The sequence below is a fragment of the Streptomyces sp. NPDC046712 genome, assembly GCF_040645695.1.
In the GTDB taxonomy this organism is placed as follows: Bacteria; Actinomycetota; Actinomycetes; order Streptomycetales; family Streptomycetaceae; genus Streptomyces.
In genome coordinates this window covers 1-25,120 of the sequence record NZ_JBEYYW010000008.1, presented here as the reverse complement: position 1 = coordinate 25,120, position 25,120 = coordinate 1, and the positions used below count along the sequence as shown (strand labels likewise).

General features: G+C 70.7%; 24 protein-coding genes and 1 tRNA gene. 12 read left to right on the top strand and 13 right to left on the bottom strand.

The window, feature by feature from the left end; all coding sequences use genetic code 11:
* Positions 1 to 16 precede the first annotated feature (16 nt).
* Positions 17 to 1,285: an MFS transporter gene (locus tag ABZ939_RS12915; protein WP_361852693.1), complete on the bottom strand. Its 1,269-nt coding sequence runs from the start codon at positions 1,283 to 1,285 to the stop codon at positions 17 to 19.
* Between the two features lie 156 nt (positions 1,286 to 1,441).
* Here ABZ939_RS12915 and ABZ939_RS12910 point away from each other — a divergent pair, with 156 nt between their 5' ends.
* The 3 genes from ABZ939_RS12910 to ABZ939_RS12900 all read left to right on the top strand — a co-directional run bounded on the left by ABZ939_RS12910 (position 1,442) and on the right by ABZ939_RS12900 (position 4,111).
* Positions 1,442 to 2,464 carry a LacI family DNA-binding transcriptional regulator gene (locus ABZ939_RS12910; protein ID WP_361852691.1) on the top strand — a complete coding sequence of 341 codons (1,023 nt, stop codon included), beginning with the start codon at positions 1,442 to 1,444 and terminating at the stop codon, positions 2,462 to 2,464.
* A 33-nt stretch (positions 2,465 to 2,497) separates the two neighbouring features.
* The gene (locus ABZ939_RS12905) at positions 2,498 to 2,767 is read left to right on the top strand and encodes a hypothetical protein (protein ID WP_361852688.1); all 270 of its coding nucleotides are present in this window, start codon (positions 2,498 to 2,500) and stop codon (positions 2,765 to 2,767) included.
* A 156-nt stretch (positions 2,768 to 2,923) separates the two neighbouring features.
* A complete protein-coding gene (locus ABZ939_RS12900; RefSeq protein WP_361852685.1) occupies positions 2,924 to 4,111 on the top strand; it encodes a thiolase family protein in 1,188 nt (395 codons plus the stop codon).
* 129 nt (positions 4,112 to 4,240) lie between these two features.
* Here the strand turns inward: ABZ939_RS12900 and trxA are convergent, their stop codons facing one another.
* Positions 4,241 to 4,603 (bottom strand): thioredoxin, encoded by a 363-nt coding sequence (trxA, locus tag ABZ939_RS12895; protein ID WP_361852682.1) that lies wholly within the window; start codon positions 4,601 to 4,603, stop codon positions 4,241 to 4,243.
* A 163-nt stretch (positions 4,604 to 4,766) separates the two neighbouring features.
* On the opposite strand from trxA, the gene ABZ939_RS12890 reads away from it, so the two are divergent.
* Complete coding sequence (locus ABZ939_RS12890; RefSeq protein WP_361852680.1) at positions 4,767 to 6,218, top strand: NAD(P)/FAD-dependent oxidoreductase; 1,452 nt, start codon at positions 4,767 to 4,769, stop codon at positions 6,216 to 6,218.
* A complete protein-coding gene (locus ABZ939_RS12885; protein WP_361852677.1) occupies positions 6,215 to 7,078 on the top strand; it encodes a 3'-5' exonuclease in 864 nt (287 codons plus the stop codon). Before ABZ939_RS12890 ends, ABZ939_RS12885 begins: the two co-directional genes overlap by 4 nt.
* A 60-nt stretch (positions 7,079 to 7,138) precedes the next feature.
* Here ABZ939_RS12885 and ABZ939_RS12880 read toward each other — a convergent pair whose 3' ends face one another.
* Positions 7,139 to 7,753: a TetR/AcrR family transcriptional regulator gene (locus ABZ939_RS12880; protein ID WP_361853215.1), complete on the bottom strand. Its 615-nt coding sequence runs from the start codon at positions 7,751 to 7,753 to the stop codon at positions 7,139 to 7,141.
* Between the two features lie 141 nt (positions 7,754 to 7,894).
* On the opposite strand from ABZ939_RS12880, the gene ABZ939_RS12875 reads away from it, so the two are divergent.
* Positions 7,895 to 9,289 carry a cytosine permease gene (locus tag ABZ939_RS12875; protein ID WP_361852674.1) on the top strand — a complete coding sequence of 465 codons (1,395 nt, stop codon included), beginning with the start codon at positions 7,895 to 7,897 and terminating at the stop codon, positions 9,287 to 9,289.
* Between the two features lie 30 nt (positions 9,290 to 9,319).
* Positions 9,320 to 10,984 carry an amidohydrolase gene (locus tag ABZ939_RS12870; RefSeq protein WP_361852672.1) on the top strand — a complete coding sequence of 555 codons (1,665 nt, stop codon included), beginning with the start codon at positions 9,320 to 9,322 and terminating at the stop codon, positions 10,982 to 10,984.
* Between the two features lie 47 nt (positions 10,985 to 11,031).
* Here ABZ939_RS12870 and ABZ939_RS12865 read toward each other — a convergent pair whose 3' ends face one another.
* From ABZ939_RS12865 to ABZ939_RS12855, 3 genes are all read right to left on the bottom strand, one after another.
* Positions 11,032 to 11,664, bottom strand: coding sequence for a DUF305 domain-containing protein (locus ABZ939_RS12865; RefSeq protein ID WP_361852669.1), 633 nt, complete (start codon positions 11,662 to 11,664; stop codon positions 11,032 to 11,034).
* A gap of 89 nt (positions 11,665 to 11,753) precedes the next feature.
* The gene (locus tag ABZ939_RS12860; protein ID WP_361852666.1) at positions 11,754 to 12,167 is read right to left on the bottom strand and encodes a DUF6153 family protein; all 414 of its coding nucleotides are present in this window, start codon (positions 12,165 to 12,167) and stop codon (positions 11,754 to 11,756) included.
* Between the two features lie 108 nt (positions 12,168 to 12,275).
* Entirely contained in the window at positions 12,276 to 12,620 is a 345-nt protein-coding gene (locus ABZ939_RS12855) for a tetratricopeptide repeat protein (protein WP_361852663.1), read from the bottom strand.
* A gap of 142 nt (positions 12,621 to 12,762) precedes the next feature.
* Between ABZ939_RS12855 and ABZ939_RS12850 the strand changes: the two genes are divergently transcribed.
* The gene (locus ABZ939_RS12850; protein WP_361852660.1) at positions 12,763 to 13,728 is read left to right on the top strand and encodes a pirin family protein; all 966 of its coding nucleotides are present in this window, start codon (positions 12,763 to 12,765) and stop codon (positions 13,726 to 13,728) included.
* A 505-nt stretch (positions 13,729 to 14,233) separates the two neighbouring features.
* Here ABZ939_RS12850 and ABZ939_RS12845 read toward each other — a convergent pair.
* From ABZ939_RS12845 to ABZ939_RS12835, 3 genes are all read right to left on the bottom strand, one after another.
* A tRNA-Trp gene (locus ABZ939_RS12845) sits at positions 14,234 to 14,311 on the bottom strand.
* A gap of 271 nt (positions 14,312 to 14,582) precedes the next feature.
* Positions 14,583 to 15,263, bottom strand: coding sequence for an SMI1/KNR4 family protein (locus ABZ939_RS12840; protein WP_361852658.1), 681 nt, complete (start codon positions 15,261 to 15,263; stop codon positions 14,583 to 14,585).
* A 503-nt stretch (positions 15,264 to 15,766) separates the two neighbouring features.
* Positions 15,767 to 16,609: a LysR family transcriptional regulator gene (locus ABZ939_RS12835; RefSeq protein WP_361852655.1), complete on the bottom strand. Its 843-nt coding sequence runs from the start codon at positions 16,607 to 16,609 to the stop codon at positions 15,767 to 15,769.
* 72 nt (positions 16,610 to 16,681) lie between these two features.
* On the opposite strand from ABZ939_RS12835, the gene ABZ939_RS12830 reads away from it, so the two are divergent.
* The gene (locus ABZ939_RS12830) at positions 16,682 to 17,905 is read left to right on the top strand and encodes an MFS transporter (protein WP_361852652.1); all 1,224 of its coding nucleotides are present in this window, start codon (positions 16,682 to 16,684) and stop codon (positions 17,903 to 17,905) included.
* 226 nt (positions 17,906 to 18,131) lie between these two features.
* Here ABZ939_RS12830 and ABZ939_RS12825 read toward each other — a convergent pair whose 3' ends face one another.
* Positions 18,132 to 18,509 (bottom strand): hypothetical protein, encoded by a 378-nt coding sequence (locus ABZ939_RS12825; RefSeq protein WP_361852649.1) that lies wholly within the window; start codon positions 18,507 to 18,509, stop codon positions 18,132 to 18,134.
* Positions 18,510 to 18,831: 322 nt separating this feature from the next.
* Between ABZ939_RS12825 and ABZ939_RS12820 the strand changes: the two genes are divergently transcribed.
* The gene (locus tag ABZ939_RS12820; protein ID WP_361852647.1) at positions 18,832 to 19,410 is read left to right on the top strand and encodes a suppressor of fused domain protein; all 579 of its coding nucleotides are present in this window, start codon (positions 18,832 to 18,834) and stop codon (positions 19,408 to 19,410) included.
* Positions 19,411 to 19,682: 272 nt separating this feature from the next.
* On the opposite strand, the gene ABZ939_RS12815 is transcribed toward ABZ939_RS12820, so the two are convergent.
* Complete coding sequence (locus ABZ939_RS12815; RefSeq protein WP_361852644.1) at positions 19,683 to 21,167, bottom strand: hypothetical protein; 1,485 nt, start codon at positions 21,165 to 21,167, stop codon at positions 19,683 to 19,685.
* 251 nt (positions 21,168 to 21,418) lie between these two features.
* On the bottom strand, positions 21,419 to 21,760 hold the full coding sequence (locus ABZ939_RS12810) for a hypothetical protein (RefSeq protein WP_361852641.1): 342 nt from the start codon (positions 21,758 to 21,760) through the stop codon (positions 21,419 to 21,421).
* Positions 21,761 to 22,360: 600 nt separating this feature from the next.
* Here ABZ939_RS12810 and ABZ939_RS12805 point away from each other — a divergent pair.
* Positions 22,361 to 22,663: a hypothetical protein gene (locus ABZ939_RS12805; RefSeq protein ID WP_361852638.1), complete on the top strand. Its 303-nt coding sequence runs from the start codon at positions 22,361 to 22,363 to the stop codon at positions 22,661 to 22,663.
* 159 nt (positions 22,664 to 22,822) lie between these two features.
* Here ABZ939_RS12805 and ABZ939_RS12800 read toward each other — a convergent pair whose 3' ends face one another.
* The gene (locus ABZ939_RS12800; RefSeq protein WP_361852635.1) at positions 22,823 to 23,440 is read right to left on the bottom strand and encodes a hypothetical protein; all 618 of its coding nucleotides are present in this window, start codon (positions 23,438 to 23,440) and stop codon (positions 22,823 to 22,825) included.
* Positions 23,441 to 23,985: 545 nt separating this feature from the next.
* On the opposite strand from ABZ939_RS12800, the gene ABZ939_RS12795 reads away from it, so the two are divergent.
* Positions 23,986 to 24,825 carry a hypothetical protein gene (locus ABZ939_RS12795; protein WP_361852632.1) on the top strand — a complete coding sequence of 280 codons (840 nt, stop codon included), beginning with the start codon at positions 23,986 to 23,988 and terminating at the stop codon, positions 24,823 to 24,825.
* Positions 24,826 to 25,120: the final 295 nt, after the last annotated feature.

Genomic DNA, 25,120 nt, shown 5'->3' with positions numbered 1-25,120 from the left:
TCTCGGGGTGTCGTCTTCAGCGCACGGTACGGATCGGGCGCACGGCGAGCGCCCCGAGGACCGACAGTACGGCGGCGACCAGGAAGAGGACGGTGTATCCGCCACTCAGCGAGACGACGAGCGAGGCGACGAACGGCGCGACGATCTGCGGCCCCGCGTTGGCGACGTTGAGCACACCCATGTCGCGGGCCGCGTCCTCGGCCTTCGGCAGCACCATGGTGACCAGCGCCGTGTCCACGGCCATGTAGCAGCCGAATCCGAGGCCGTTGACGACGGAGAAGGCGAGCATCGCGGTCCAGCTCGTCGAGACCGCCGGGATGACGAGGGCGACCGCGGCGAGCGCGGCCGAGGCGCCGACGAAGAGCTTGCGCCGGTCGTAGCGGTCGGAGAGCCAGCCGCCGAGCACGGTGGAGACGACCATGGCGACGGCGTTGAGCGGCATCAGGATCGCCACGGCCTCCTCGGCGGTGAGTCCGGCCGGCAGATCCGTGTGGTCCTTGAGGATGTACAGCTGGAAGCCGGAGACCGCGAAGTAGCCGAGGACCAGCAGCGCGCGGCCGATGAACGCCCAGCGGAAGTCGTGGTCCTTCAGCGCGCTGCCGAAAGCGGCGATCTGCTGCTTCACCGGCAGCGGGGCCTTCGGGGGCATGCGCTGTTCGCGGGCGCAGGTGGTGAACAGGACGGCCGCGGCCGCGACGATCGCGCCGAAGACGAGGTAGCCGGTGCGGTAGTCCTCGGAGAAGGCCGCACCGAGCAGCGCGCCGACGGTGGAGCCGATGGGCAGGCCGAGCCCCACGGCCGCAGAGGCCTTGCCACGCGAGGCCATGGGCACCCGGTCGGGCACGACCGAGGTGATGGCGGCCTGGTAGATGTTCATGACGGCCTGGCCCAGACACCAGGCGATCATCACCAGCAGGATCGTGTGCACGCTGCCGAGCAGGAACATCACGGGTATCGCGAGCAGGCCGCCCGCCAGGATCCAGGGGTTGCGCCGCCCCGTGCGGTCCGAGAGCGCGCCGGCCACCGGGTTGAAGACGGTGGCGAAGATGGCCGAGACGCCGGAGATCAGCCCGAAGTTGGCCACCTTGTTCGCGGGATCGATGTCCTCGATCTGGAGCGCGAGGAGCATTCCGGGGACGCCGACGTACAGCGCGTACATCGCCGTGTTGCCGGTCAGGAGCAGGGACAGCAGACCGCGGGTCGGCCGGGGAGCCGAGGGCGAGTCGACTCCGGGGGCGGTGCCGGTGTCCGTGCTGGTGCCGGAGTCCGGGGAGGAAAGGGCCACTGTGCCCTCCTGATGAGATCGCCCGGTGCGGGGGCGAGGAGCGGAAGTGAAAGGATCGGTTACACGTGTCAGTGACACGGGTAAGCACTGTGTAGCATCCAATTCCGGCCATCCGCCAGACCCCGGGCCGGATTGGTCTGGAAAGATGCCGAAGCGATGAGCCAGTCACCCAGACAGTCCGCCGAACGTGCCGTCCCGACCAGCGCCGACGTCGCGCGCCTCGCGGGCGTCTCCAGAGCCACCGTCTCGTACGTGCTGAACAACACCGCGGCCGTACGGATCAGCGAGCCGACCCGCCAACGCGTGCGCGAGGCGGCCGAGGAGCTGGGATACGTCCCCCACGCCGCGGCCCGCAGCCTGCGCGCCGGCCACAGCCGGATGGTCCTGCTGCCGACCGCGCACGTGCCGGTCGGACCGCTCTACAGCCAGTTCTTCAACGAACTGCAGTGGGCCCTGCGCCGCCTCGACTACACGGTGGTGCAGTACGGGAGTCTCGGCCTGGACGGGGACGAGGCGGCCCGTGCCTGGGCGGAGCTCCGCCCGGTCGCGGTGGTCTCCTTCGGCGAGGTCGATCTGACCCCGAACGGTGTGGAGATCCTCAAGCGCTCGGGCGCGAAGGCCGTGATCACCGTCGGCCCGCAGCGGGTCGCGGGCACGCACGCCCTGGTCATGGACCAGGGGAGGGTGGGGCGCGTCGCCGCGGAGCATCTCCTCGAGCGGGGCCGGCGCCGGATCGGCGTGGTGGTTCCCGAGGAGCCGGGCCTGGACATGTTCTCCGGCCCCCGGCTGGACGGCGCGCGGCAGGCGGTCGCGGGGACGGACGCCACCGTCGTGCCCCTGCCGCTGCGGTACGAGGAGGAGGCGGCGAACGAGCTCGCCGGGCGGTGGTGCGAACTCGGGCTCGACGCGGTCTTCGCGTACAACGACGAGTACGCGATGCTGCTGATGCGCGCCTTGCAGGACGTCGGCGTCTCCGTACCGGAGGAGACGGCGATCGTCGGCTCCGACGATCTGCTGCTCGGGCGGCTGCTCCGGCCCCGGCTGACCACGGTCCGGATCGACATGGTGATCGGCAGGCAGCTCGCGGAACTCGTCGACAGCGCGGTGCGTGACCCGGAGGGCACACCGGAGGCGCGGGACCTGATGGCCTCGCAGGTCGTCCCGCGGGAGTCCACCTGAGCGTTCGGCGACGCGGCGGATTAGCGTCGAAGCATGAGCAGAGTTCCGAGGCGTTTCGAGATCCTCCTCGTTCCCCAGCACGTGGAGGACCGGGGTGGCGCGTCCGTGGAGGACAGCGCGGTCCGGTCGGCGGTCGTCGAGGCCACCGGCCACACGGGCTCCTCGGGGTATCCGCGTTACGAGGGCCACGGCCTGGCCGCGGACATCGACCCCGAGACCCGCACGGTCGAGGCGCTGCTGGTCGACGGCAGGGAGCTCGACTACGGTCTGACGGCGCTGATCCGGCATGCGGAGGGGTCGTGATCCGCGAGGTCCGGCGAAATCGGTTCATCCACCACGTATCGGCGTCCCGGACCGTTGACAGAAGGCGCGACCCGGCGGAGACTCGGCGCGCACGGTAATGAAGGAAAATTCACCAGGCGAACGCTGGCGTACCGAAGGTCACGTGGGAGAGAACCGATGAGCATCCGCGACGTCTACATCGTCGACGCCGTCCGCACGCCGATCGGCAAGTTCGGGGGCGCGCTCTCCTCCGTACGCCCCGACGACCTCGCCGCGCACGTGGTCAAGGCGCTCGTGGACCGCACGCCCGACCTCGACCCCGCCCGGATCGACGACGTCTACTTCGGCGACGCCAACGGTGCCGGCGAGGACAACCGTGACGTGGCCCGCATGGCCGTCCTGCTCGCCGGGCTCCCCACCTCCGTCCCGGGCGTCACCGTCAACCGTCTCTGCGGTTCGGGTCTGGAGGCGGTGATCCAGGCCGCCCGCGCCGTCGCGCTGGGCGACGCCTCCGTGGCGATCGCCGGCGGCGTCGAGTCGATGTCCCGCGCCCCCTGGGTCCTGCAGAAGCCCGAACGCGCCTTCCCGGCCGGCCATCAGCAGCTCCACTCCACGACGCTGGGCTGGCGCATGACCAACCCGAGGATGCCCGCCGAGTGGACGGTCGCGCTCGGCGAGGGTGCGGAGCTCGTCGCCGACAAGCACGGCATCACTCGCGAGCAGCAGGACGCGTTCGCCCTGGCCAGCCACCAGAAGGCCGCCGAGGCGTGGGGCAAGGGGCTCTACGACGGCGAGGTGGTCCCGTACGAGGGTGTGGACCTCGTCCGCGACGAGTGCATCCGCGACACCACCTCGCTCGAGGCTCTGGCCAAGCTGAAGCCCTCCTTCCGGCGCGAGGGCGGCACCGTCACCGCCGGCAACGCCTCGCCGCTCAACGACGGCGCCGCGGCCCTGCTCCTGGTGGACGAGGAGGGGCTGCGGGAGTCCGGCCGTGAGCCGCTCGCGCGCATCCGTGCCTCCGCCGTGAGCGGGATCGAGCCGCAGCTCTTCGGGCTCGGACCGGTCGAGGCGGTCCGGCGCGCGCTGGAGAAGTCGGGACGCTCTTTCGCCGACCTGACGACGTTCGAGCTGAACGAGGCCTTCGCCGCCCAGTCGCTCGGCTGCCTCGCCGAGTGGCCGGAACTCGACCCCAAGATCGTCAACCCCCGCGGAGGCGCCATCGCCATCGGTCACCCGCTGGGCGCCTCCGGCGCGCGGCTCGCCGGCTCGGTGGCCCACCAGCTCGCCGCGGCGGGCTCGGGTACGGGTCTCGCGGCCCTGTGCATCGGCGTCGGCCAGGGCCTGGCCCTCGTCCTGGAGCGCTGAGAACGGGAGCACCGAGGGCGGACGATCCGAGGGCAGAGGCTCCGAGGACGGAGGATCCGAGGACGGGCGAGCCGGGAACGGACGAAGGGGCGGTACGGGTCTCCCGTACCGCCCCTGCGCCGCGTGCGTCTACTGCTTGGCGTTCTCGATGGACTTGCGCACCTCGTCCATGTCGAGCTTGCGCGCCTGACCGATCACATCCTCGAGCGCCGCCTCCGGCAGCGCCCCGGGCTGTGCGAACACGGCCACGTTGTCGCGCACGATCATCAGCGTCGGGATCGAGCGGATCTCGAACGCGGCGGCCAGTTCCTGCTGCGCCTCGGTGTCGACCTTGGCGAACACCAGGTCCTCGTGGCGCTCGGACGCCGCCTCGAAGACCGGCGCGAACTGGCGGCACGGACCACACCAGGAAGCCCAGAAGTCGATCAGAACGAAGTCGTTGTCACTCACGATCTGGTCGAAGTTGTCCTTGGTGAGCTCAACAGTGCTCATGCTTTCTACCTCTCCGGGTCTCCTGGCGGGTTTCCTCACGGTCCCCTGGGGACTCGCCCCGCACAACGGCGGATCGAGCCGCGCTATTCCGCGCCGTTTCGGGGGCGCAGGGCCGCACCTTCCCTGGTGGCCGTCGCGCACACCTGCCGCCAGACTGGGGCCCATGACGCGAGCGGTGGAGCACGAGTACGACGTGGTGGTCCTGGGAGCGGGGCCGGTCGGCGAGAACGTGGTGGACCGGGCCCGGGCGGCCGGACTGAGCGTGGCGGTGGTGGAGAGCGAGCTGGTCGGCGGCGAGTGCTCGTACTGGGCCTGCATGCCCAGCAAGACGCTGCTGCGCCCGGCCATCGCCCGCTCCGACGCCGCGAAGGTGCCGGGGCTGCGCCAGCTCGTCCAGGGACCGCTGGACGCGGCGGCGGTCCTCGCCCACCGCGACTACTACGTCTCCGACTGGAAGGACGACGGCGCCGTCCGCTGGCTCGACTCCACCGGCGCCCGCCTCTACCGCGGCCAGGGGCGGCTGCGCGGCGTCCGCAAGGTCGCCGTCGAGGGACCCGAGGGCGAGCACCATCTCCTCTCCGCGCGGCACGCCGTCGCCGTCTGCACCGGAACCCGCGCCGCGCTGCCCGACCTGCCCGGCCTGACCGGGGCCAGGCCCTGGACCAGCCGCGAGGCCACCAGCTCCCACCACGTCCCGGGCCGGCTGATCGTGGTCGGCGGGGGAGTGGTCGCATCGGAGATGGCGACCGCCTGGCAGGCGCTCGGTTCCCGGGTGACGGTCCTGGTACGGGGCAAGGGGCTGCTGCCCCGGATGGAACCCTTCGTCGGTGAACACGTCGCCGACGCCCTCACCGAGCGCGGCGCGGACGTCCGTACCGGCGTCACCGTGGCCGCGGTCGTACGCGACGGGGGCACGGGGCCGGTGACCGTGGTCCTGGAGGGCGGCGACCGGGTCGAGGGCGACGAGGTCCTCTTCGCCACCGGCCGCCGCCCGCGCACCGACGACATCGGCCTGGAGACCGTCGGCCTGGAGCCGGGCTCGTGGCTGCCCGTGGACGACACCCTCCGTGTCACCGGAAGCGACTGGCTGTACGCCGTGGGGGACGTCAACCACCGTGCCTTGATGACCCATCAGGGCAAGTACCAGGCCCGGATCGCCGGGGCCGCGATCGCCGCCCGCGCGGCCGGCGCCTCCCTCTCGGAGACCGACCGCTGGGGCGCGCACACGGCGACCGCCGACCACGCGGCCGTTCCCCAGGTGGTCTTCACCGATCCCGAGGGCGCGTCGGTCGGACTCTCCCTCGCCGAGGCCGAGCGCGCCGGACACCGCGTCCGCGCCGTCGACCTCGACCTCTCGGGCGTGGCGGGCGCCGGCCTCTACGCCGACGGATACCGCGGCCACGCCCGCATGGTCGTCGACCTGGACCGCGAGACCGTCCTCGGTGTCACCTTCGTGGGCCCGGGCATCGGGGAACTGCTCCACTCGGCCACCGTCGCCGTCGCCGGAGAAGTGCCGATCGACCGGCTCTGGCACGCCGTCCCCGCGTACCCGACGCTGAGCGAGGCGTGGCTGCGGCTCCTGGAGGCGTACCGGGACGGTGCGGGGACGTCATGAACCCCGGGGCCCCGGACCTGACCAATGACTACGACGGGCCCTGCGCCGTCTGTGGTGCGGTCGTGCCGGCCGGGACCGGAGTGCTCCGGCACGGCCCGAACGGCGGCTGGGAGGTCTTCCACCCCGGGCATGTGCCGGAGCCCGCGCCGCCGGCCCGGCAGGATCTGCCGGGCTGGCACCGGCGCCGCCTCATGGCGCTGGACATCGAGACCACCGGCAACCGGGTGGCCGTGGACCGGATCCTCGCCGTGGCGGTCCGCCTCACTGACGGCACGACCGGAGATTGGATCATGGATCCTGGATCCAATATCCATTCATCGGCGCCGGACAGGATCCAGGGCGTCACCGTCGAGCGTGCCCGCGCGAACGGTGTGCCCGCCGCGCCCGCCCTGGACGAGGTGGCGACCCTGATAGCGGACCACCTGGCGTCGAACGAGATCCTCGTCGTCTGGTTCGCCCCGTACGTCCTGACCACGCTGCACGCCGAGCTGCTGCGCCACGGCGTGCCCCCGCTGAGCGACCGGCTCCCACACGGCGTGGCACCGGTCTGCGATCCCCTCGTCCTGGACCGCCACGCCGACCGCTACCGCCCCGGCCGCCGCTCCCTGCGGGCCGTCACCGACTGGTACGGCATCCCGCACGCCCACCCCGGGGAGGCCGCGTCCGACGCCGAGGCCACGCTGGAACTCGCCCAGGCGGTCGCGGACTCGTACCCGTCGATCGCCCGGCTCTCCCGCCCGGCGCTCCACACCGAGCAGATCCGCTGGAACGCCGAGCAGTCCCGCCGCCACCCCGACGCCCTGGAGTGGCCCTTCGCCGCCGTCGAGCCACTGCCCTGGGAGGCCCCGCCGGCCGACTGACCACGGCGCCGCCTCATGCCCTCGGGATCAGCCGGTCCGCGGCTGAGCGCGGCGCCTGCCTCATGCCCGCGGGATCAGCCGGTCCGCGGCCGCCCGTGCCGCCTCCAGCGCCGGGCGCGCGTCCCGTCCGGACTCCTGGCCGAGCACCACCCGGGTGCTCAACCCGTCCAGGAGGGCGAGGAGTTCGGAGGCGCGGGCGGTGACGTCCGCCGCGTCCATCGGAGCGAACCGGGACTGGGCCACGCCCTTGGCGAGCAGCGCCTCCAGGTCCTCCTGCCAGCCGCGGTCCAGCTCCCGCTGCGCCTCGCGCAGGGCGTCGTTCGCCGGGGTGCGGGGCCAGAGCTCGATCCAGAGCGTCCAGCGCGGATCGCGCGGGCCGCGGGGGAGGTAGAGCCGCAGGAAGAGGTCCAGCTTGCGCTCCGCCGTCAGCCGCCGGGCCAGCAGCGCCCGGCGTTCCTCCGCGAGCGCGGCCTCGCTCCAGCGCAGTGCGGCCAGCAGCAGCAGATCCTTGCTGCCGAAGTAGTACAGGATGTGGCCGCCGCTCGTGCCCAGGCGTTCGGCCAGCGCCGACATGGTCAGCGACGCCAGACCGCCTTCGGCGATGGCCGCCATGGCCTCCTCGAGCATCCGCTCCTGGGCGATGTGCCCGTCGCGCCGTCGCGCTGCCCCTGCCACTCGTTCCGCCTCCGTCGCCCCTGACCCGATGGTCACGACTTTAACCGTGGGCCCCAGGGGTCTTGACGCGGCGGTGCCCCCTCCCACATCTTGAATGCCGTTCTAAGTTCTAGAACGGCATTCAAAGTCTGGGGAGTGCGCATGCTGCAGGAGCAGAGAGCGGCGGACGTCGGCCGCGACGAGGTCTTCCAGGTCGAGGGCCACGGCATCGACCCCATTCCGGACGCCGAACGCCATGGCAGCGCCAAGGACGTCTTCTGGCTCTGGTTCGGCTCCAACCTCACCTTCACCTACGTGATCAACGGCGCCCTCGCCGTCGCCTTCGGCCTCTCCTTCTGGCAGGCCACCGCCGTCGTCGTCATCGGCGGCCTCGCCTTCTTCGCCATCGGTGCCGCCGGACTCAGCGGCGTCCGCACCGGCACCGCCACCCTCGTCGTCTCGCGCGCCGCCTTCGGCGTCCGCGGCAACTGGCCCGCCGGACTGCTCAACTGGGTCGTCAGCATCGGGTACACCATCGTCAACACGGTCGTCGGCACCCTCGCCCTCGACGCCTTCTTCGCCGATCTCGGCTGGGCGGGCGGCCACACCTCACGCGCCCTCGCCCTGTTCGTCACCCTCGCGATGACCTTCGCCGTCGCCCTGTGGGGCCACGCGACCGTCCAGTTCGCCGAACGCTGGATGGCGTACGTCCTCGCGCTCGGCTTCGCCGCCCTGCTGATGTTCGTCCTCCCCGGCGCCGACACGTCCGCCCCGGCCGCGGGGCCCGGCGCCGCCGGCTGGAGCCTCGCCTTCGTCGTCATGCTCGCGGGCCCCTTCTCGTACCTCCCGATGCCCGCCGACTACACCCGCTACCTGCCCCGCGACACCTCGCTCAAGGCCCTCACCTGGAGCGGTGCGCTCGGCGGGTTCCTCTCCTCCGTGGCCCTGGGCGTCGCCGGCGTCGCCGCGGCGACCCAGGCCGACATGACGGACGCGGTCGCCGGTGCCGAAGGGCTGCTCCCCGGCTGGTTCCAGCCGCTCTTCCTCGCCCTCGTGCTCGGCGGCTCCGTGACCAACTCGATCATCACGCTCTACTCCTCCAGCCTGAACCTCCAGGTCCTCGGCATCCCGTGGAGCCGCGCCCGCGCCATCGTGATCAGCGCCGCCGTCACCGCCCTCGGCGCGCTCGGCGCCCTCTTCCTCACCGACTTCACCACCTCGCTGCTCTCGTTCCTCTCCCTCCTGATCATCGTCTTCGCCCCCTGGGGCGGCGTCTTCCTCGCCGACATGGTCCTGCGCCGCTGCACCTACGACTCCGACGCCCTGCACGGCGCGGAGCGCGGCGCCTACTGGTACCGCTCCGGCTGGCACCCCGCAGGGACCGTCGCCCTGCTCTCCGGCATGGTCTTCGCCGCGCTCACCTGCGACTCCGAACTGTGGACCGGTCCGCTCGTCGCCCCGCTCGGCGGCGCCGACCTCACCCTCCTCGGCGCGGCCGTCTCCGCGCTCGTCTACGTCCTCCTCGCCCGCCGCAGCGTCACCCCCGTGCGGCCGTAACACCCCTGAAAGAAGCTGGAGTCCGTCCGTATGAACAGCCCCGCCCCTGCCGATCTGGTCCTCACCCGGGCCCGCGTCCACACCGTCGACCCCGCGCTGCCCGAGGCCGAGGCGCTCGCCGTGCGCGACGGACGGATCGTCTGGCTCGGCGCGGACGCCGAGGCGGCCGCCTGGGTCGGACCCGACACCCGGATCCTCGACGCGGGGGGCCGACTCGTCCTGCCCGGGTTCATCGACGCCCACAACCACGTACGCCTCGGCTCCGACGACGCCTGCGTCCAACTCGCGGGCGCCCGCACCCTCGACGAGATCCACGAGCGGATCCGCACCTGGCGCGCCGCTCACCCCGACGCCGCGTGGATCGAGGCCGAGGCCTTCGACTACTCGGCGATCCCCGGCGGACGGATGCCGACCGCCGCCGATCTCGACCCGGCCACCGAGGGCACACCCGCCCTCGTCCTCAGCTACGACGTGCACACCGCCTGGCTCAACACCGTCGCCATGCGCCGGCTCGGCATCGACCGGGACCACGTCGACCTCCCGTTCGGCACCGCCGTGACGGACCCCGAGACCGGCGAACCCACCGGGTTCGTCAAGGACTTCGCCGTCAAGGGACTCTCCCGCGCGGGCCACCGCGCCCTGCGCGAGCTCGGTGTGCCGTGGGCCGCACCCGACCGCCAGTACGGCAGGCTCGCCAAGAGCCTCGACGACGCCATCGGCTACGGCATCACCACCGTCGTCGAACCCCAGAACTCCCTCGACGACCTCGCCCTCTTCGAGTGGGCCCGCGCCGAGGGCCGACTCCGCTCCCGGATCGTCGCCGCCCTCTTCCACCCGCGCGGCACCACCGAGGAAGACCTCGACGAATTCGCCGCCGCGGCACGGAAGTTCGACGACGACCGGCTGTGCGTCGGCCCCCTCAAGCTGTACATCGACGACGTCGTCGAACCCCGTACGGCCGCCCTCCTGGAGCCGTACGCCGGCTGCGGGCACCACCGCGGCGACACGTTCTACCCGCCGGAGGAGTTCGCCGCACTGCTCACCCGACTCGACGCGCGCGGCTTCCAATGCTTCGTGCACGCCACCGGAGACCGCGGCATCCGTACGGTCCTCGACGCCGTCGCCAGTGCCCGTTCCGCCAACGGGCCGCGCGACGCCCGCCACCAGATCGTCCACGTCGAATGCCTCGACCCGGCCGACACCCCGCGCTTCGCCGAACTCGGTGTCATCGCCTGCATGCAGCCCCGGCACGCCGCCCCCGACATCGCGGGCCCGGGCCAGGACTGGGCCGAGAACATCGGCCCCGACCGCTGGCACAAGGCGTGGCCGCTGCGCAGCCTGCATGCCGCCGGAGCCGTCCTCGCCCTCTCCAGCGACTGGAACGTCGCCGAGATGGACCCCATGGTCGGCATCTACACGGCGGTCACCCGCCGGCCGCTCGTCGGAGGCGGGGAGCCCTGGACGCCGGAGGAGACGATCGACGTCGCCACCGCGATCGAGGGCTACACCATGGGTTCGGCGTACGCCAATTTTCTTGAGACGGAGCGGGGTTCCCTGAGCGTCGGCAAGCTCGCCGACTTCGTCGTCCTGTCCCGCGACATCCTCCGCATCGACCCGGAACACATTGTGGGAACGGTGGCCGAGACCGTCGTGGTGGGTGGCGAGGTCGTCGTCCGTACGGCCACGCACGGCTGAAGGGGCCGGCGGCCCCCCGGAAAAGGGGGGCCGCCGGTACGGGCCGGTCAGAGCCGGTCGAGGATCTTCCGCAGCTCGGCGATCTCTGCGGACTGCGTCCGCACCACGTCGTCGGCGAGCTTCTTCGCCGTCGCGTCGCTACCGTCCTTCTGCTCGGTCCTGGCCATCTCGACCGCACCCTCGTGGTGGGCGATCATCAGCTCGGCGAACTTCCGGTCGAAGGCCTTGCCCTTGAGGGACCTCAGGTCCTTCATGTCCTGATCGGACATCATCCCGGCAGCCGTGCCGTGACCGCCATGCCCGCCCTGGCCGGCGGACTCGGGCTTGCCCCAGCTCTTGAGCCAGGACTTCATCGTCCCGATCTCGGGGTCCTGGGCCTTCTCGATCGCGGCGACGATCTTCTTGACCTCAGAGTCCTCGGCCCGACCGTCGGCGAGCTTCGCCATCTCCAGCGCCTGCTGGTGGTGCGGGATCATCCCCTGGGCGAACGTCACGTCCGCGTCGTTGAACGATGCGGACGTGGAGGGGGACGGGGACGCGGAGGCGGAGGTCTTCCCGCCGTGGTCCATTCCGCTCATGGAGTCGCCGTCGGAGCCGCAGGCCGAGAGCAGAAGGCCCAGGGCGGCGACGGAGCCGGCCAGGGCGACCTTGCGGGCGGCGGGGTTCTTGAAGGCACGCATGTGTGTCACACCTCGTGTGCTGTCTGTGGAGAAAAGGCTGAGTGATCACGTCTGCGGGCAGCGCGAGGCGCCCGCGGTGGCGGTTCGGCCTAAATCCGCAGGATGGACAGCTGAGCGAGGTCGGGAGGTCTGAGCGGCGGGGCGTTCGGCCCCAGCGCGCGGGTGAGCCGGCCGAGCAGGCGCACCAGCCAGTCGGGGCGGCGCCCGAGCGCGGCCAGGACGAGCCGGGCCAGCGCCCAGATGCCGAGGACGGCCACGCAGAGCGTGGTCATGTCCATATTCATGCCGGAGTCGTGGGAGGTGGAGGCGGGCGCCTCGTCCTCCATGTGGTGCGCGGAGGCGGAGACGTGCGTCATGCCGTCCGCCGCGGAATCCGACGAGCTCTCCGGGTGGCCCACGGCGTGCATCACGAAGACACCGAGGGCGAGCACCACGACGAGCAGCAGGTGCGCCAAGGCACCGCCCGCTCCCATGCTGCTGCGTCCCGCTGGTCCCGTACGCACTGCTCGAACCTCCCGCGACGACCTTACCGAACCGCCTCCAGCTCGTCGCGCGGGGGCACGGCACCTGGCCGGCCGCTTGGCACACGAATCCGCACACCGGGCCGAGACTCAGTCCGTCGGCTCTCCGGACATCGCGGCCGCGAGCCGCAGGTGCGGAGCGGCCTCGGCGGCCCGGCCCTGCCGCTCCAGGGTGCGGCCGAGCATCAGCCGGGCGTAGTGCTCCACCGGGTCGCGGTCGAGGACGGCGCGCAGCTCGGTCTCGGCGCGGGACAGCTGAGCGGAGTGGTAGTACGCGCGGGCCAGCAGCAGGCGCTGGGCGGTCTGCTCGGGGTGCTCGGCGACCAGGCCGCGCAGGATGCGGGCGGCCGTCAGGTACTCCTTCGCGTCGAAGAACAGCTGGGCGCGGTCCCAGCGCTCTCCGGCCGTTCCGAACTCGTAGTACGTGTCGTTCACTTGCGCTCCCTCGTGGCGTCCCTACCCTGCCACCCGGTGGGGTGGCACTGTCCTCAACACCGCATGATGGTTGAACATTCCACTACTATTTCCGCGTGGAGACACGCCCCCGTGGTCCCCGGACAGGAATAGGTTGAGTGTCATGAGCAATCTTGATCGTCAGGCCGCCCTCAGCGTCTGCGGCGGCCGCGGCTTCGTCGTCGCCGAGCCGGTGCGGGAACTCCTCAGCCCCCGCCACGTCCAGCTCGGCGAGTCGACCGAGGTCCGCCGCCTGCTCCCGAACCTCGGCCGCCGCATGGTCGGCGCCTGGGCGTTCGTCGACCACTACGGCCCGGACGACATCGCCGACGAGCCCGGCATGCAGGTCCCGCCGCATCCGCACATGGGGCTCCAGACGGTGAGCTGGCTCCACGAGGGCGAGGTCCTGCACCGCGACAGCACGGGCAGCCTCGAGACGATCCGCCCGCGCGAGCTGGGCCTGATGACGTCGGGCCGGGCGATCTCCCACTCCGAGGAGAGCCCCAAGCCGCACGCCCGCTTCCTCCACGGCGCCCAGCTGTGGGTGGCGCTACCGGACGCCCACCGCAACGTCGAGCCCCACTTCCAGCACCACGCGACGCTCCCGCAGGTCACCGCCCCCGGCCTGACGGCCACGGTGATCCTGGGCGAACTCGACGGCGCGCAGTCCCCGGGCACCACCTACAGCCCCCTGGTCGGCGCCGACCTCGCCCTGGCGGCGGGCACGGAGACGAACCTCCCGCTGGAGCCGGACTTCGAGTACGCGGTTCTGTCGATGTCGGGCGAGGCCCACGTCGACGGTGTCCCCGTCCTCCCGGGCTCGATGCTCTACCTCGGCTGCGGCCGCACGGAACTCCCCCTGCGCGCGGTCTCTGACGCGGGCCTGATGCTCCTGGGCGGCGAGCCGTTCGAGGAGGAGATCGTCATGTTCTGGAACTGGATCGGCCGGTCGCAACAGGACATCGAAGAAGCCCGCGAGGCGTGGATGACCGGCACCAGGTTCGGCGAGGTGAAGGGCTACGACGGCGCCCCGCTCCCGGCCCCGGAACTGCCCGCGACGCCGCTGAAGCCGCGGGGTCGGGTGCGCTGACCTGCGGCTTCCGGTATGAAGGTCCGGGCGAGGGGGCTGGGGACCGCTCCGGATGTTCGTAGGGCCGGGGTCTGCCGGAACCTGCCCGTCCGGCGGAGTTCTGGCAGAACCGCACCGCCGACGCCGAGCGCCTCGCCGGCCCGCCAGACTAGGAGGAGGGCACCGGCGGTGGCACTCAACCCGACGCTGCCCGGTACGGGCTGAGCGTCGAGCCCCGCGGCTGGACGACGGCGTGGGTCGACTCGCCCACGGCCGTCGTCGCCACGTGCTGATCGGCGGGCCTACGCGGCAGCCGCGGGTGTCGATCGACGTGGTCGATGCGGCACCTGCGTGCGTGTTCCGACACCTGCCCGATCTGCGGGGGCACTTCGCCGTGGCGTACTTCGAGCACTGCCTACGCGGACTTCGCAGGGAACTGCCGGACCGCGTGAAACGATCCCTCGCTGAGGACCCGCCGCCGGAGTGTGCTGAGAAGGTCGACGGAGTCGTCCTGGTCGAGGTGTAGTGGCAGGGGCGGCAGGATTCGAACCTGCGGCGTACGGGTTTGGAGTCCGCTGCTCTGGCCGGGCTGAGCTACGCCCCTTCGGTGAGGTGAGCTTGGCACCCCGGCTGCCCGCTTCGCCACCGGATATCGCGCCGGCCGGCGCAGCCGCGGCGTCCCGCTCAGGGGAGCACGGTCTCAGGGGTGGTTGTCGACGCCGCGGCGGTCACCGTGGGCGGGCTTCCGCTCCGGCCGACGCCGCCTGCGCGACATTCATCGTCCGCCCGCCCAAGGTCAGTTCGAACGCATGCCCCGAGCAGTGAGTGAGGGCGCGCATTCCACCAGGAATGCGGGCCCCTTCGTAGTGCACGGCTTACCGCGGGGGTCCCTCCCAGACGAGAGAGGGTTCGCCGGCGGTCCGTGTGAAGCGTTCCAGCCGGAGGGGTCCGGGGTAGAACACAGAACTGTCCGGCCCGACCATGTCACCACCCGTCAGCCAACCGTGTAGCCACTCCGCGAACCCCATCCGGTATTCGTAGAAGTCCTGTTCGTTGCCATCGCAGGTGAGGATCCTCCAAACGTCCCCGTCTCGCGCCGCGAAGACATAGTCACCCCTGTCGGTGCCGGCAAGGGGGACCAGACCCGTCCTCCCGCCGAACTGAGGTCCTGTTTCCTCGAACCCGGGGCACGCTACGTCATCGCCCCAGACCGTGTCCCGAAAGGCCTCGATGGTTCTGCCGATCCACATCCCGAGATCTTCCGAGGGGTGGAGGAGGTGCAGATGCCAGTTCACCTCTACCGGGGCGTATGCCTCCACGATGCTTTTGTAGTCGTCCGGGACTGCCACGTCGCAACTTGCTTCGAGGTGCTGCCACGTTCCGGCGGAGTGGTCGTGGGTCCTACGCGGCTCACCCATCATGGCCAACACTGCTGCCAAGTGATCCATGAAACGCCTCTCTCCTGCTACTGTGGACAGTCGGGAGTACCCACCGTTCGCCTCGGCGGCCATCAAGACGATGTTGCCTGCAACCGCCGTGAATACGGCGCTGGTCACCGCACTACGGACTCCGGGAGCCTAGCCCGCCAGGCCGCCGTCCGACTTCTCGAGAGCCGCCGTCGTGTAATGGTCCCTCTGCGGGCAGCGGACGGTCCCGCGGCGCGGCAGCGGCGCCGCCGGCCGGGCTTCCCGCCGCCGTACGGACCCTGGAAGCCGCACACCGCAAGCTCCTGCCACCGCCCTCGGCTCGCCACTCCTCCTGGAACAGTTCTGCGCAGCCGAGCACCCGCAGGAGACAGCCGACGGCTCATGAAAGGCCCGTCCACCTGCACGTGGTCGGGGCCACGCTGGCGGGCATCAACTCGCCGCGCCCACGATGAAGCGGTCCTCACTGTGCACAACAAGGGCGGCCGGCGCCCGGCCGTCGAGGACGAGAAGAATGACGCCGTGCGTGTCGCGTACCTGGGCGGCCAGTCCATCGCCGGCCTGGCCCGCGAGCACCGCGTCAGCAGCCGCTGTTGTGGGTTGGACGCAAACGGCGCGCCGGCCGGCCGCGAAACTCAGATCATGCGTCGTAGCGCGGTCTCGACGGCATCGATCAGCGGATCACCTTCGGATCGCGGGTGTCGTGCGAGGCCGAGCTCGACGTCCGGCAGAGCGGGCAGGGCGTCCGCGTAGTGGCAGGCCATGGCCGGTTCGAGGTTGGTGGGCATGAGCGCCGCGACGCCGAGCCCGGCCCGTACCGCGGCGAGCACACTGACCAGGCTGTTGCTTTCGAAGGCCACCCGCCAGGGTCGATCGGCGCGTTCCAGGGTTTCCAGCACCGCCGTACGCCAGGAGCACGTGTTCGAGAACAGCACCACCGGCAGCGGATCGGCAGTCACGTCCACGCCCTGGCCGATCGCCCAGACCAGCGGGCGGCGTACGGTCCAGCGCGGCGGTCCGGGAATGGCCGGCACCTCGTTGAGCACGAGTTGGACGCGGCCCGTGTCGTAGGCCTCCCGCATGGCGGCGTTGGACATGCTGAGCACCTCCAGGGTTGCGCCGGGGTGCAGCCGGGCGAGGTCGGCGAGGGCCTGCGGAAGCTGGGACGCGGCGAGGTCTTCGAGCAGCCCGACGCCGCAGCGGCCGGTGAGCGTGCGCCCGGTTTCGGTGAGTGCCTGTGCGGAGAGCGAGAGAATGCGTTCGGCGTACGGCAGGAGCTCCTCGCCCGCCCGGGTCAGCGAGACACCGGACGGTGATCGGTGGAGCAGTGGACGGCCGATGGCCCTCTCGAGCTTGCGCACCTGCTGGCTGAGCGCGGGCTGGGTATGTCCGAGCGTGGTCGCGGCGCGGCTGATGCTGCCCGCCTGAACGATGGTGACGAAGGACCGCAGCAATGCGGTTTCAAGATCCCTGGCCATAACGATTCATTATGTCGGTCGCAGTAAATGAACCACTACCTATGGTCTGACGCAGGATTTAGCGTCACGTGAGTGACCGGATACCGACAGATCCTCGCCGTGCCGGGGATGGCATCGCTGTTGGGCGCTTCCTTCCTTGCCCGTACCGCGATCACGGCTGACGTGATGGCACTGACGATGTATGTCGTGCTTAGCCTGAATATGAGCTACGTGGCGGCCGGTGGTGTAGCGGCGGCTCTGACCACCGGGCTGGCGCTGGGCGGGCCGCTGCTCGGCCGCATGATCGATCGGCGGGGTCTGCGTAGTGTGCTGCTGCTGACTGTCGTAGCGCAGCTTCTGTTCTGGCTGAGCGTGCCGATCCTGCCGTACGGGATCCTGCTGGGCGCCGCCTTTGCGGCGGGTCTGCTGATGGTGCCGGCCCAGCCGGTCACCAGGCAGGCGATCGCCGCGATGACGACGACGGAACAGCGCCGGGCCGCGTTCGCGCTGGAGTCGGTGCAGGGCGAGCTGTCGTACATGGTGGGCCCGGCAGTCGTGATCCTGTGCGCCGCGAAGGTGTCCCCCGGTGTGGTGGCGTGGGGGCTCGGCGCCGCGATCGTGGTCGGCGGAACCGGGATCGCCCTGCTCAACCCGCCGCTGCGTGCCGAGGACGAGGCGGATGCCGGCGCGGCCGGACGGCCCCGGCGAAAGGAGTGGCTGAGCGGCGGCATGATTGCCGTACTGACGATCGCGTTCGGTACTACGACGCTGCTCAGCGGCATCGACCTCGCCATCGTTGCCACGCTCGAAGAAGCAGGTCAGGTGTCCTGGGCCGCCCTGGTCGTGGCCGTGCTCGGCGTGACCTCTGTCGCCGGCGGGCTGATCTACGGCGCGCTGTCCCGGTCGCTGCCCACGTGGTTGCTGCTCGGCTTGCTCGGTCTCGTGACGATTCCCGCAGGGCTTGCCCACGACTGGCCCTGGTTGTGCGTGGCCGTCGTCGGCACCGGGTTTCTCACCGCGCCGACCCTTTCCGCGGTGGCCGACGCGGTGAGCCGACTGGCGCCGGCCGGCGTGCGGGGTGAGGCGACAGGCCTTCAATCCTCGGCGCAGAGTGCGGGTTTCGCGCTCGGATCCCCGATCGTCGGGGTGGCGATCGACGTCTCCGCGCCGGCGGGCGGCTTCGCGGCGGCCGGGCTGGCCGGCCTCGCCGCCGCGCTGACTGGATGGCTGCTGTCGCGCCGCTGTCCGTCGCCTCGGCCGCCCACTTCAGCTCGTCGCGAGTCGGCGAGAGGAACAGATGCAACTCATGTTCAGTGATCAGCCGCTCAAACCGCGGAGCACCGAGCCAAGCGGGTGAAGTTCAAGGTGCTCCGCGCCGCGCTTGGGGCCCCACTCGCGCCCCCAGGCTGAGAAGCCGGGGTGCAGGTCTTCTCATTTGATCTGGACTCCGGTGCGGAGGTCGGTCGTTGTCTCAGTGGATCTGGTCCGTCGCCGTCGGGCTGCTGCCCCGACTGGACGCAGGAGAAGGGATCCGGGTGCAGGGTCAGCTCTCGTGGGGTGGGGCGGCGGCGAGGAGTTCGCGTTTCACATGCTCGTAGTCGGCCAGGGCCTGCGGGTCGCCGTGGTGATAGTCGGTCCAGAATCCAGGGCGCTGCCAGCGGGCGTCCGCGAGGCGGGTGCGGCCGTCGGCGATGACCAGGGTCCAGCCGGGGGGTATTTCGCTGTCCACCGTCTCGAAGTCGGCGGGGTCCCAGAGCAGTCCTGGGTCCGGTGTACCGGGGCCGAGTACGCGGATCTGGCAATCGATGTCGTAGGCGACCATCTCCAGAACCGGGTAGACAGCACCCACCCGGATCCCGTCGTACTCCGCGACTGGGATATCGGCCGCGGGGTGGAGGATCTGCAGGCATCTGACTCTCATAGGAAAAGTCTCGCCCCCAGTCGATTTCGGTCGTCGTCCAGGTTGCCGCAACGGAAATCCAGCGAGTTGGCCACGTCCGACATTTACCGCGGCACCATGCTGACGGCCCGTCGGTTGAGCAGAGGTGCGACAGACCGACTCGGAAGCGGAGCATCTACTGCCGGCATCCACCGTACGGCTCGCCGTTACGCCGACCTCAGCCCCGAGTGTCATGCAGCGTTACATCGACCCCGTGGCTGGTGAGGTCGCATGTTGAGTGTCGCGTATTCATGGCTGACGCTCCCTGCCGTGGCGCTGAGCGAGGGTCTGGGATGATCGCGCGGTGAGTGATGCGAGGCTGCTGGCTGTGGAGGCCGTCGAGTCACATGTCCGGGCGTTCTTCGTGGGGCATTCCGTGGAGGTCGTCGACTACGACCTCGGGCCAGAACGGCGAGAGGTGGTGCCCGACCTGCGGGTTCTCGTTGTGGGGCCCGGCCCCCGCTGTGACAGCTGGGCCTATGTGACCGCCGGGTGTTGGGCCGCGATGGAGAAGGACGGCCAGGGCCTTGAGTTTGTCATGACCGCTCATGTCCGCGACCAGCGGTTCATCGAGCTCATGGCCATGACCGCTTACTACCACTGCGGAGGGCATCAGCTCGATGTGGAGCACAGCATGCCGATCGGTGAACCGTGGGTGCCAGGGTCGACCTGCGATCACCTGCTGATCAGCCTGCCCTATCTCCACGGACCCGACCTTGAGCACTGTCCGCTCCCTGGGGGACACGCCCGAATCCTGTGGACGCTGCCTGTGACGACCGCCGAGATCGAGTTCCGCAGGCGTCACGGACACGAGGCGCTTGAGCAGCTTTTCGACGAGGCGGAGATCATTCCCACTGATCCCTTCCGGGCGTCGGTCGCCTGACTTCTCGGTCGAACCCCCTTCCGGCGGTCACCGCTTGTGGTCGCCAGGGGCGTATCGGCTCCAGGTTCCGCGCCCTCGGTGACCAGGCGGGTGCTGGCCTTGTCGTGTGGCCTCGGCTCGGCGCCGGCGCCGGCGCGGGCCGGGCTACGCCTGGGCAAGCTTCTCGGCCGGCGCGATGTCGTACTCCTCGATCAGCCACGCCTTCGCGACGTGGCTGAGGGCGCCTGTGATCGCTATGTGAGTGTCGTCTCTCAGCGTCGGGCCGTCGTAGGTCAGTTGGCGGCGCCGTTCAGGCAGCGGTCGAGGAGTGCGTGCATGCGGGGGACGGGGAGGGACGGGTTGGCCGCAGCGCCCTCCGCCGTGCGGGGGTCGACGAGGAGGGGCTCCAAGGCTTCCGGTGTCAGGCTCGGGTTGGCAGCGGCCGCCCGGCACACCGACTCGTCGGGGTCGTCCACCGGGGGTTCGGGCAGGGTGGGATCGGCTGCGGCCAGAGCGCGTACCGCGGGGTCCGGGTGGGCGATGAGGTGGGCCAGGCCGGTGCGGGGGAACGCGGGCAGGGTCAGCAGGTGCGGACGGTGGACCGGGCGGCTGACGAAGACGTCCAGGAGGAGGTGTGGCGGAGTGAGGGGGTGGTGGCAGGCCAGGCGGATCCGTACCTCCTCGTCGTCGTCCTGCGCGAGTGTCTCGACGAGTTCCGCGGGCAGGCCGGGCCAGCTGGCTGCAACCCGGCGGAGCGCTGGTACCTCGGACGCCGCGCAGGCGGCGAACCAGTCGGGCGACAGCTCGGGGGCCGGGTCGGTGATCGGGCAGGTGCAGTCCGGACCGTGCCCGATGACCCTTTCGATCGCCCAGTACTCGGCCCAGGTGCGGGGGAAGGGGTGGAGGCGTGCGCGCATCCGCACGTCCTCGTCCGGGTCCTCCCTCAGCTCGGTGACCAGGTCCGGTCCCACGTCGGGCCGGGCGGCGATCATCTCGCGGACCTTTGCCTCGGGGTGGCGGGCGAGCCGGGCGACGGCGTCGGCCGGGGTGTGGCGGTTCCAGGTCAGGGGGTGCACCGTGTCGTCCGCGAAGCATTGCTCGACGAGTGCGGGGGACAGGGCGCACGTGCCGACCACGAACGACTTGCCGTGCGAGCCAATGGACGGCAGCTTGGCCTCCACCGCTTCCGGGTCCAGCTCCCAGCGGCTCTCCTGCGCCGCTTCCCGTACGGCGGGGTCGGGGTCGTCGAGCAGGGCCTTCCGCTGCGCAGGGGTGAGTGACTGCCACCTCCAGGTGGCGCGTTTGCGGATTTCGGGGTGGTCGTGCCCGGCCATGGCGCGGTAGAAGGACAGAGGGATCTGCCGAGAGGAACTGAGCTCCTGGACGATCTCGTGCTCGGTGAGCATGCCGTCCTCGCCCCCGTCCTGGGCGGTCATGAAGGTGACGAGGATGTCGTCCGGCAGCGGTCGGACCCGTCGGGGCCGAGGGTAGCGGGACCCTCCGGCAAGCCCAGCGCGGATGATCCCCGACGGGTCGGTTGCCAGGGGGGCGAGTTGTGCGGGGTCGACGTGCTGGTTGCGGGCGAGTCGGCCGCGGATCGCCATGGCCGGGTGCCGCAAGGCTGCGTCGATGACGGCAGCGGGCAGGTCACGGCCCTCACACATCAGCTGGCCGGCCTCACCGGCCGCTCGATCCAGCAGGCGTATCAGTACGTCGGAGGGCGCCGCCGGATTGAAGGCGATGCCGCGCAGCCACGGTTCATGCAGAGAGTCGGACACCGCGTCATCCTGCCACCTCGCCTCCCGGACCGGGCCACGTGGCGAAGGGAACGCGGGGCCGCCCAGCAGCAGGACCATCGGAAGGGTGTGTCACCGCGCGGGCTCGGCTACTGCGCGACCAGCTCGGCCAGGTGCTCTCGCGAGCAGCCCACGACCATGCGCTAGCCGTCCTTCTCCAGGTCGCATGACACATGGGCGTTCTGAGGAACTCGGTTCCGGGTTCCGTCCCCCCATCCCTCTGCGGCGTACGGTCACCGACTTCTACGGGCCGTGGCACGGGGCCCCCAGGGGGTGCTTGCGACGGTCGACGGAGAGGTGAGGCCCAGCGCGGGGTTGTCCATACCGTCCCGCATGTGGTTGAGCCAGCGTTCATACCAGCTCAGGAAGTCCTGGGCCGAGGAGACGTTCGCGTGCCAGAGGCCGTCCGCGTTGCCGGTGACCATGCGGCCGGTGAGGGGCCCGGTCACGCCGATGAGGCACAGGTCGGTGCATCCCATCTCAACGATGTGGAGGAACCGATCTCCTTGCAGCGCGTCCGGGTGGTCCACGTGATGGAATCCCCGCGGGGTGCCGTCCGGAGGCTTTCGGTCCATGGTGAACAGCCTGCAATCCTCCAGCGGAAGCAGGCCGTAGAAGGGGCCCGCACCGCTGCCTCCGAGTCCGACGAGGAACTCTCGGTAGGCCAACGGCAATGCGATGTGGTGTTCGCGCTCGAAGGCATCCGCCTGTGCGGAACTGATGCGCGGGCCAACGCGAAACCGGTGGCGCTCGGCACCCAACGAGTGGCTGCGCTGCGCTTGGTACGGCGCCCTCGCCAACTTGGAGCGTATGCGCGCTATGCGGGAGTCCATCGAGGATCTCTTCTCTCGTCTGCTCCACTCTACTGGCACCTGAATGAGACACCTCCGAACGTCTGGAGAACCGTCGAGCCGTGGGCGACGACGAAGACGGCCGACGAGTCCGGACCACGGAATACCAAGCGGTGTTGTCCGCCATCGCCGCCCCGTACAGATCGCACAGCTAGGGCAGGACCTCGCCTTCGTCGTCGGCATCCGGCTCACCGCGGCCCGTCAAACCACCCGTCTATCGCCCGACGCGAGCCGACACAGTCGCGCTGACCTGCACAGACTCGCAGTCGGCGTTCAAGAACACCACTCACCCCGCCGCCGTACGGCCTCCGACCGCTGATGCACATGCCCTGCACGAATCGCCTCCACCGCCGACGGATGCACGGCCAGCGCCGCAATCTCCTCCACACGCCCAGGCGGAGCCTGCTGCGGACGGCGCCGGATCCCCACCACCCGCTGCTCGCCGGCTACATCGGCAAGGCGCAGCGCGGCCAGCTCCCCGGACCGGCACCGCGAATCGAGGACGATCCCCAGCCATTGCCGGCAGCAGGGGAGCGCTTCGCGGTAGTGGTCGGCCAGCTCCGACTGCCGACGTCGGTCGGGTGCTGCACGGACATGGCCTCCAAGGCCTCCCGCGAAGGGGTGTGACGCTTGGCGGCCACGGGGCCGTCGGCGGAGATGAAATAGGCGGAGACAGGACCGAATCGGGTTCTTGGTGAAAGGTGCCGGTCATGCAGCAGATGTCGAAGGGCGAGCTGTACGCAGCGATCCGGCGTGATCAAGTCGCGCGAGGCGACCAGTCGCGCCCTACTCGCTCAGCCCTATGAGTCCCCAGCCCTTCCGGGCGGCTTCGGAAAGAACGCGGCCCCAGTCGTCCAGCAGCTCGGTGAACTCGGCGAAGTCGCGGACCCAGCCCTCAGGCGCGGCAGCATGCTCGTCAAACGGCCCACGCAACCCGTCGAGCCAGGGCCGTACCTCCTCCGACGTCGTGGCCAGTTCCCGCACGCCGGCCGGCGACCTCGCGAGCAGCACGCCGTACGTGACGGCGGGGTCATCGCAGAAGAAGCCCTGATCCACGTGCTCCGCCTCACCGTCCAGCCCTCCCCAGATCAACCCGAGCAGCAAGGTATCCAAGCGGGCCCGTACCAGCGGGTCGGCATGGTCGCGTACGGACTCCCACCGTTCCCCAGCCCAGAAGTGCGGCTTGTACGAACCCAGGGTGCCCCGAAACTCGTAGACGGCGAAGGAGGCGCTGCTCGCCCCTCGTGGCCACGCCCAGTCGCCTTCGACCACTGGCGCATCGTGATCCCACAGCCCCGTCTCGTCGGCGTACCAGGCATCCCTCAACCGCGACAGCCTGTCCCTGGGCGGAACCTCACCCAGCCATGACCAGTCGGCGATTATCACAGTGATGTCCAGCCCCATGCACGTGAGAATATCGATCACCCGTGCTGCGGGGTGCCGGTGACGGAGCCCGGCCTCGGCTGCATGTTCGGCGACTGTGAACGGACAGCCCGGGGCCTTCTTTTCCCGTGTTCTCCGTGACTGGTGCCGTCCTTCTCGTCGACAGCCCGAATCGGGTTGATCAACAACTGTCGTCGGAATCCGTCAACACACGCCGTCCTTAGAAATCAACGAAGCAACTTTCACGTACGACCCGGCGGCGGAGATCGCGGCCGAGCTGGACCGCCTGCAGGCCGAGACGTGCCTCGAACAGGGGCGTCCGCACGACGCGGACCGCGTCGGCTTCCACCACTGAGGGCCAGGCCGGACTGAGTTGACCACCTGTGGCTCTCCTGTACGTGCGTTGACCTGCTCTGCGGTTCCCGGACGCACGGCCAGTCGAGGCTCCAGGCTGTCCGGACCCGGGCGGGCAGAGGCCGGCCGCCTCAAGGACCGGCTGCCTCCGGGGTGGGGCCGGGTCGGCGTTTCGCCGGGAGAGGGCATGCTCGGCGATCTAGTCTCGGGCCGTGAGGCAAGCCGAGCAGCGCGCCGAGGGCGCGGGACCGTTCACCACCCGGGTCACCTGGCGTCTGGCCGGTGGCGGGGAGGCGGTCTGGGAGTCGCGGCTCGCGCGGCGCCGCGGAGTCCTCGCCGTTCGGGCACCGGGCTCGGAGGCCGGCCGGCATGCTCGTGCCGACGAGGTGGCGGTCCGCCGCCTGCGCAGGCTCAACGTCGTCGCCGCGACCGCCTTCGTCATCGGCGGGGCCCTGTTCGCGGCCGGTGCCGCCGTCGCCCAGTTCGGCTCCGGCGACGCCACCCAAAGCGCCTCGATCTACTTCGCGGGCGGCCTCTTCTTCAACACCGGCGGCTACGCCTCGCTGCTGCAGGTGATCAACGCGCCCCGCCATGTGGTCGGCGGCCAGGCGCTGGTCACCCACCGCTGGCGGTGGTGGAGCTACGAGCCGACGCGGGTGGACTGGCTGAGCGTCTTCATCTTGTTCACCGGCACCCTGGTGTTCGGCGTCAACCTGCTGGACTCCTTCCTCCAGGGACTGAACGTCCACCAGGTCAACCGGCTGATCTGGGTACCCGACGTGGTGGGCTGCGTGCTGTTCCTGGTCTCCGGGCATCTCGCCCTGGTCGAGGTCTGCCACGGTGGGCCTCGCCTGCTCCCGCGCAGCCTCGGCTGGTGGATCGTCGCGGTGAACCAGTTCGGGTCCGTCCTGTTCATGGTCTCGGCCCTCGCCGCCTACACCCGGCCGGCCACCGGCAGCCCGGTCAACATCGACATCGCCAACTGGGGCACTCTCACCGGCGCCCTGTGCTTCTCCGTCGGCGGCGTCCTCCAACTCTTCGAACGGCCGTAGAGCTCCGCCGGCCTCAACGCCCAACGCGGCCCCTCGGACACCGCCCTGCCCCGGGAACCGGCGCTTCCCCGACACTCCTCGAATTGGCCGACCGACAGGGGGCGCTCCGGCTGCATCCCGGGCCGCCGGACGACGGCCCGTGGTGGGTGCCGGGCGCCGCGCGCCCCGGTTCGCTGCCCAGCTGCGGTTCCGGGTCAACGGCGAGGACGTGGTCGAAGACGCGGACCGGGTGGTGTGCTGCTCCCACCCCTCGCTGCACTCGGCGGCCGGGTGGTGAGCGCTGCGCCGCGGCGGG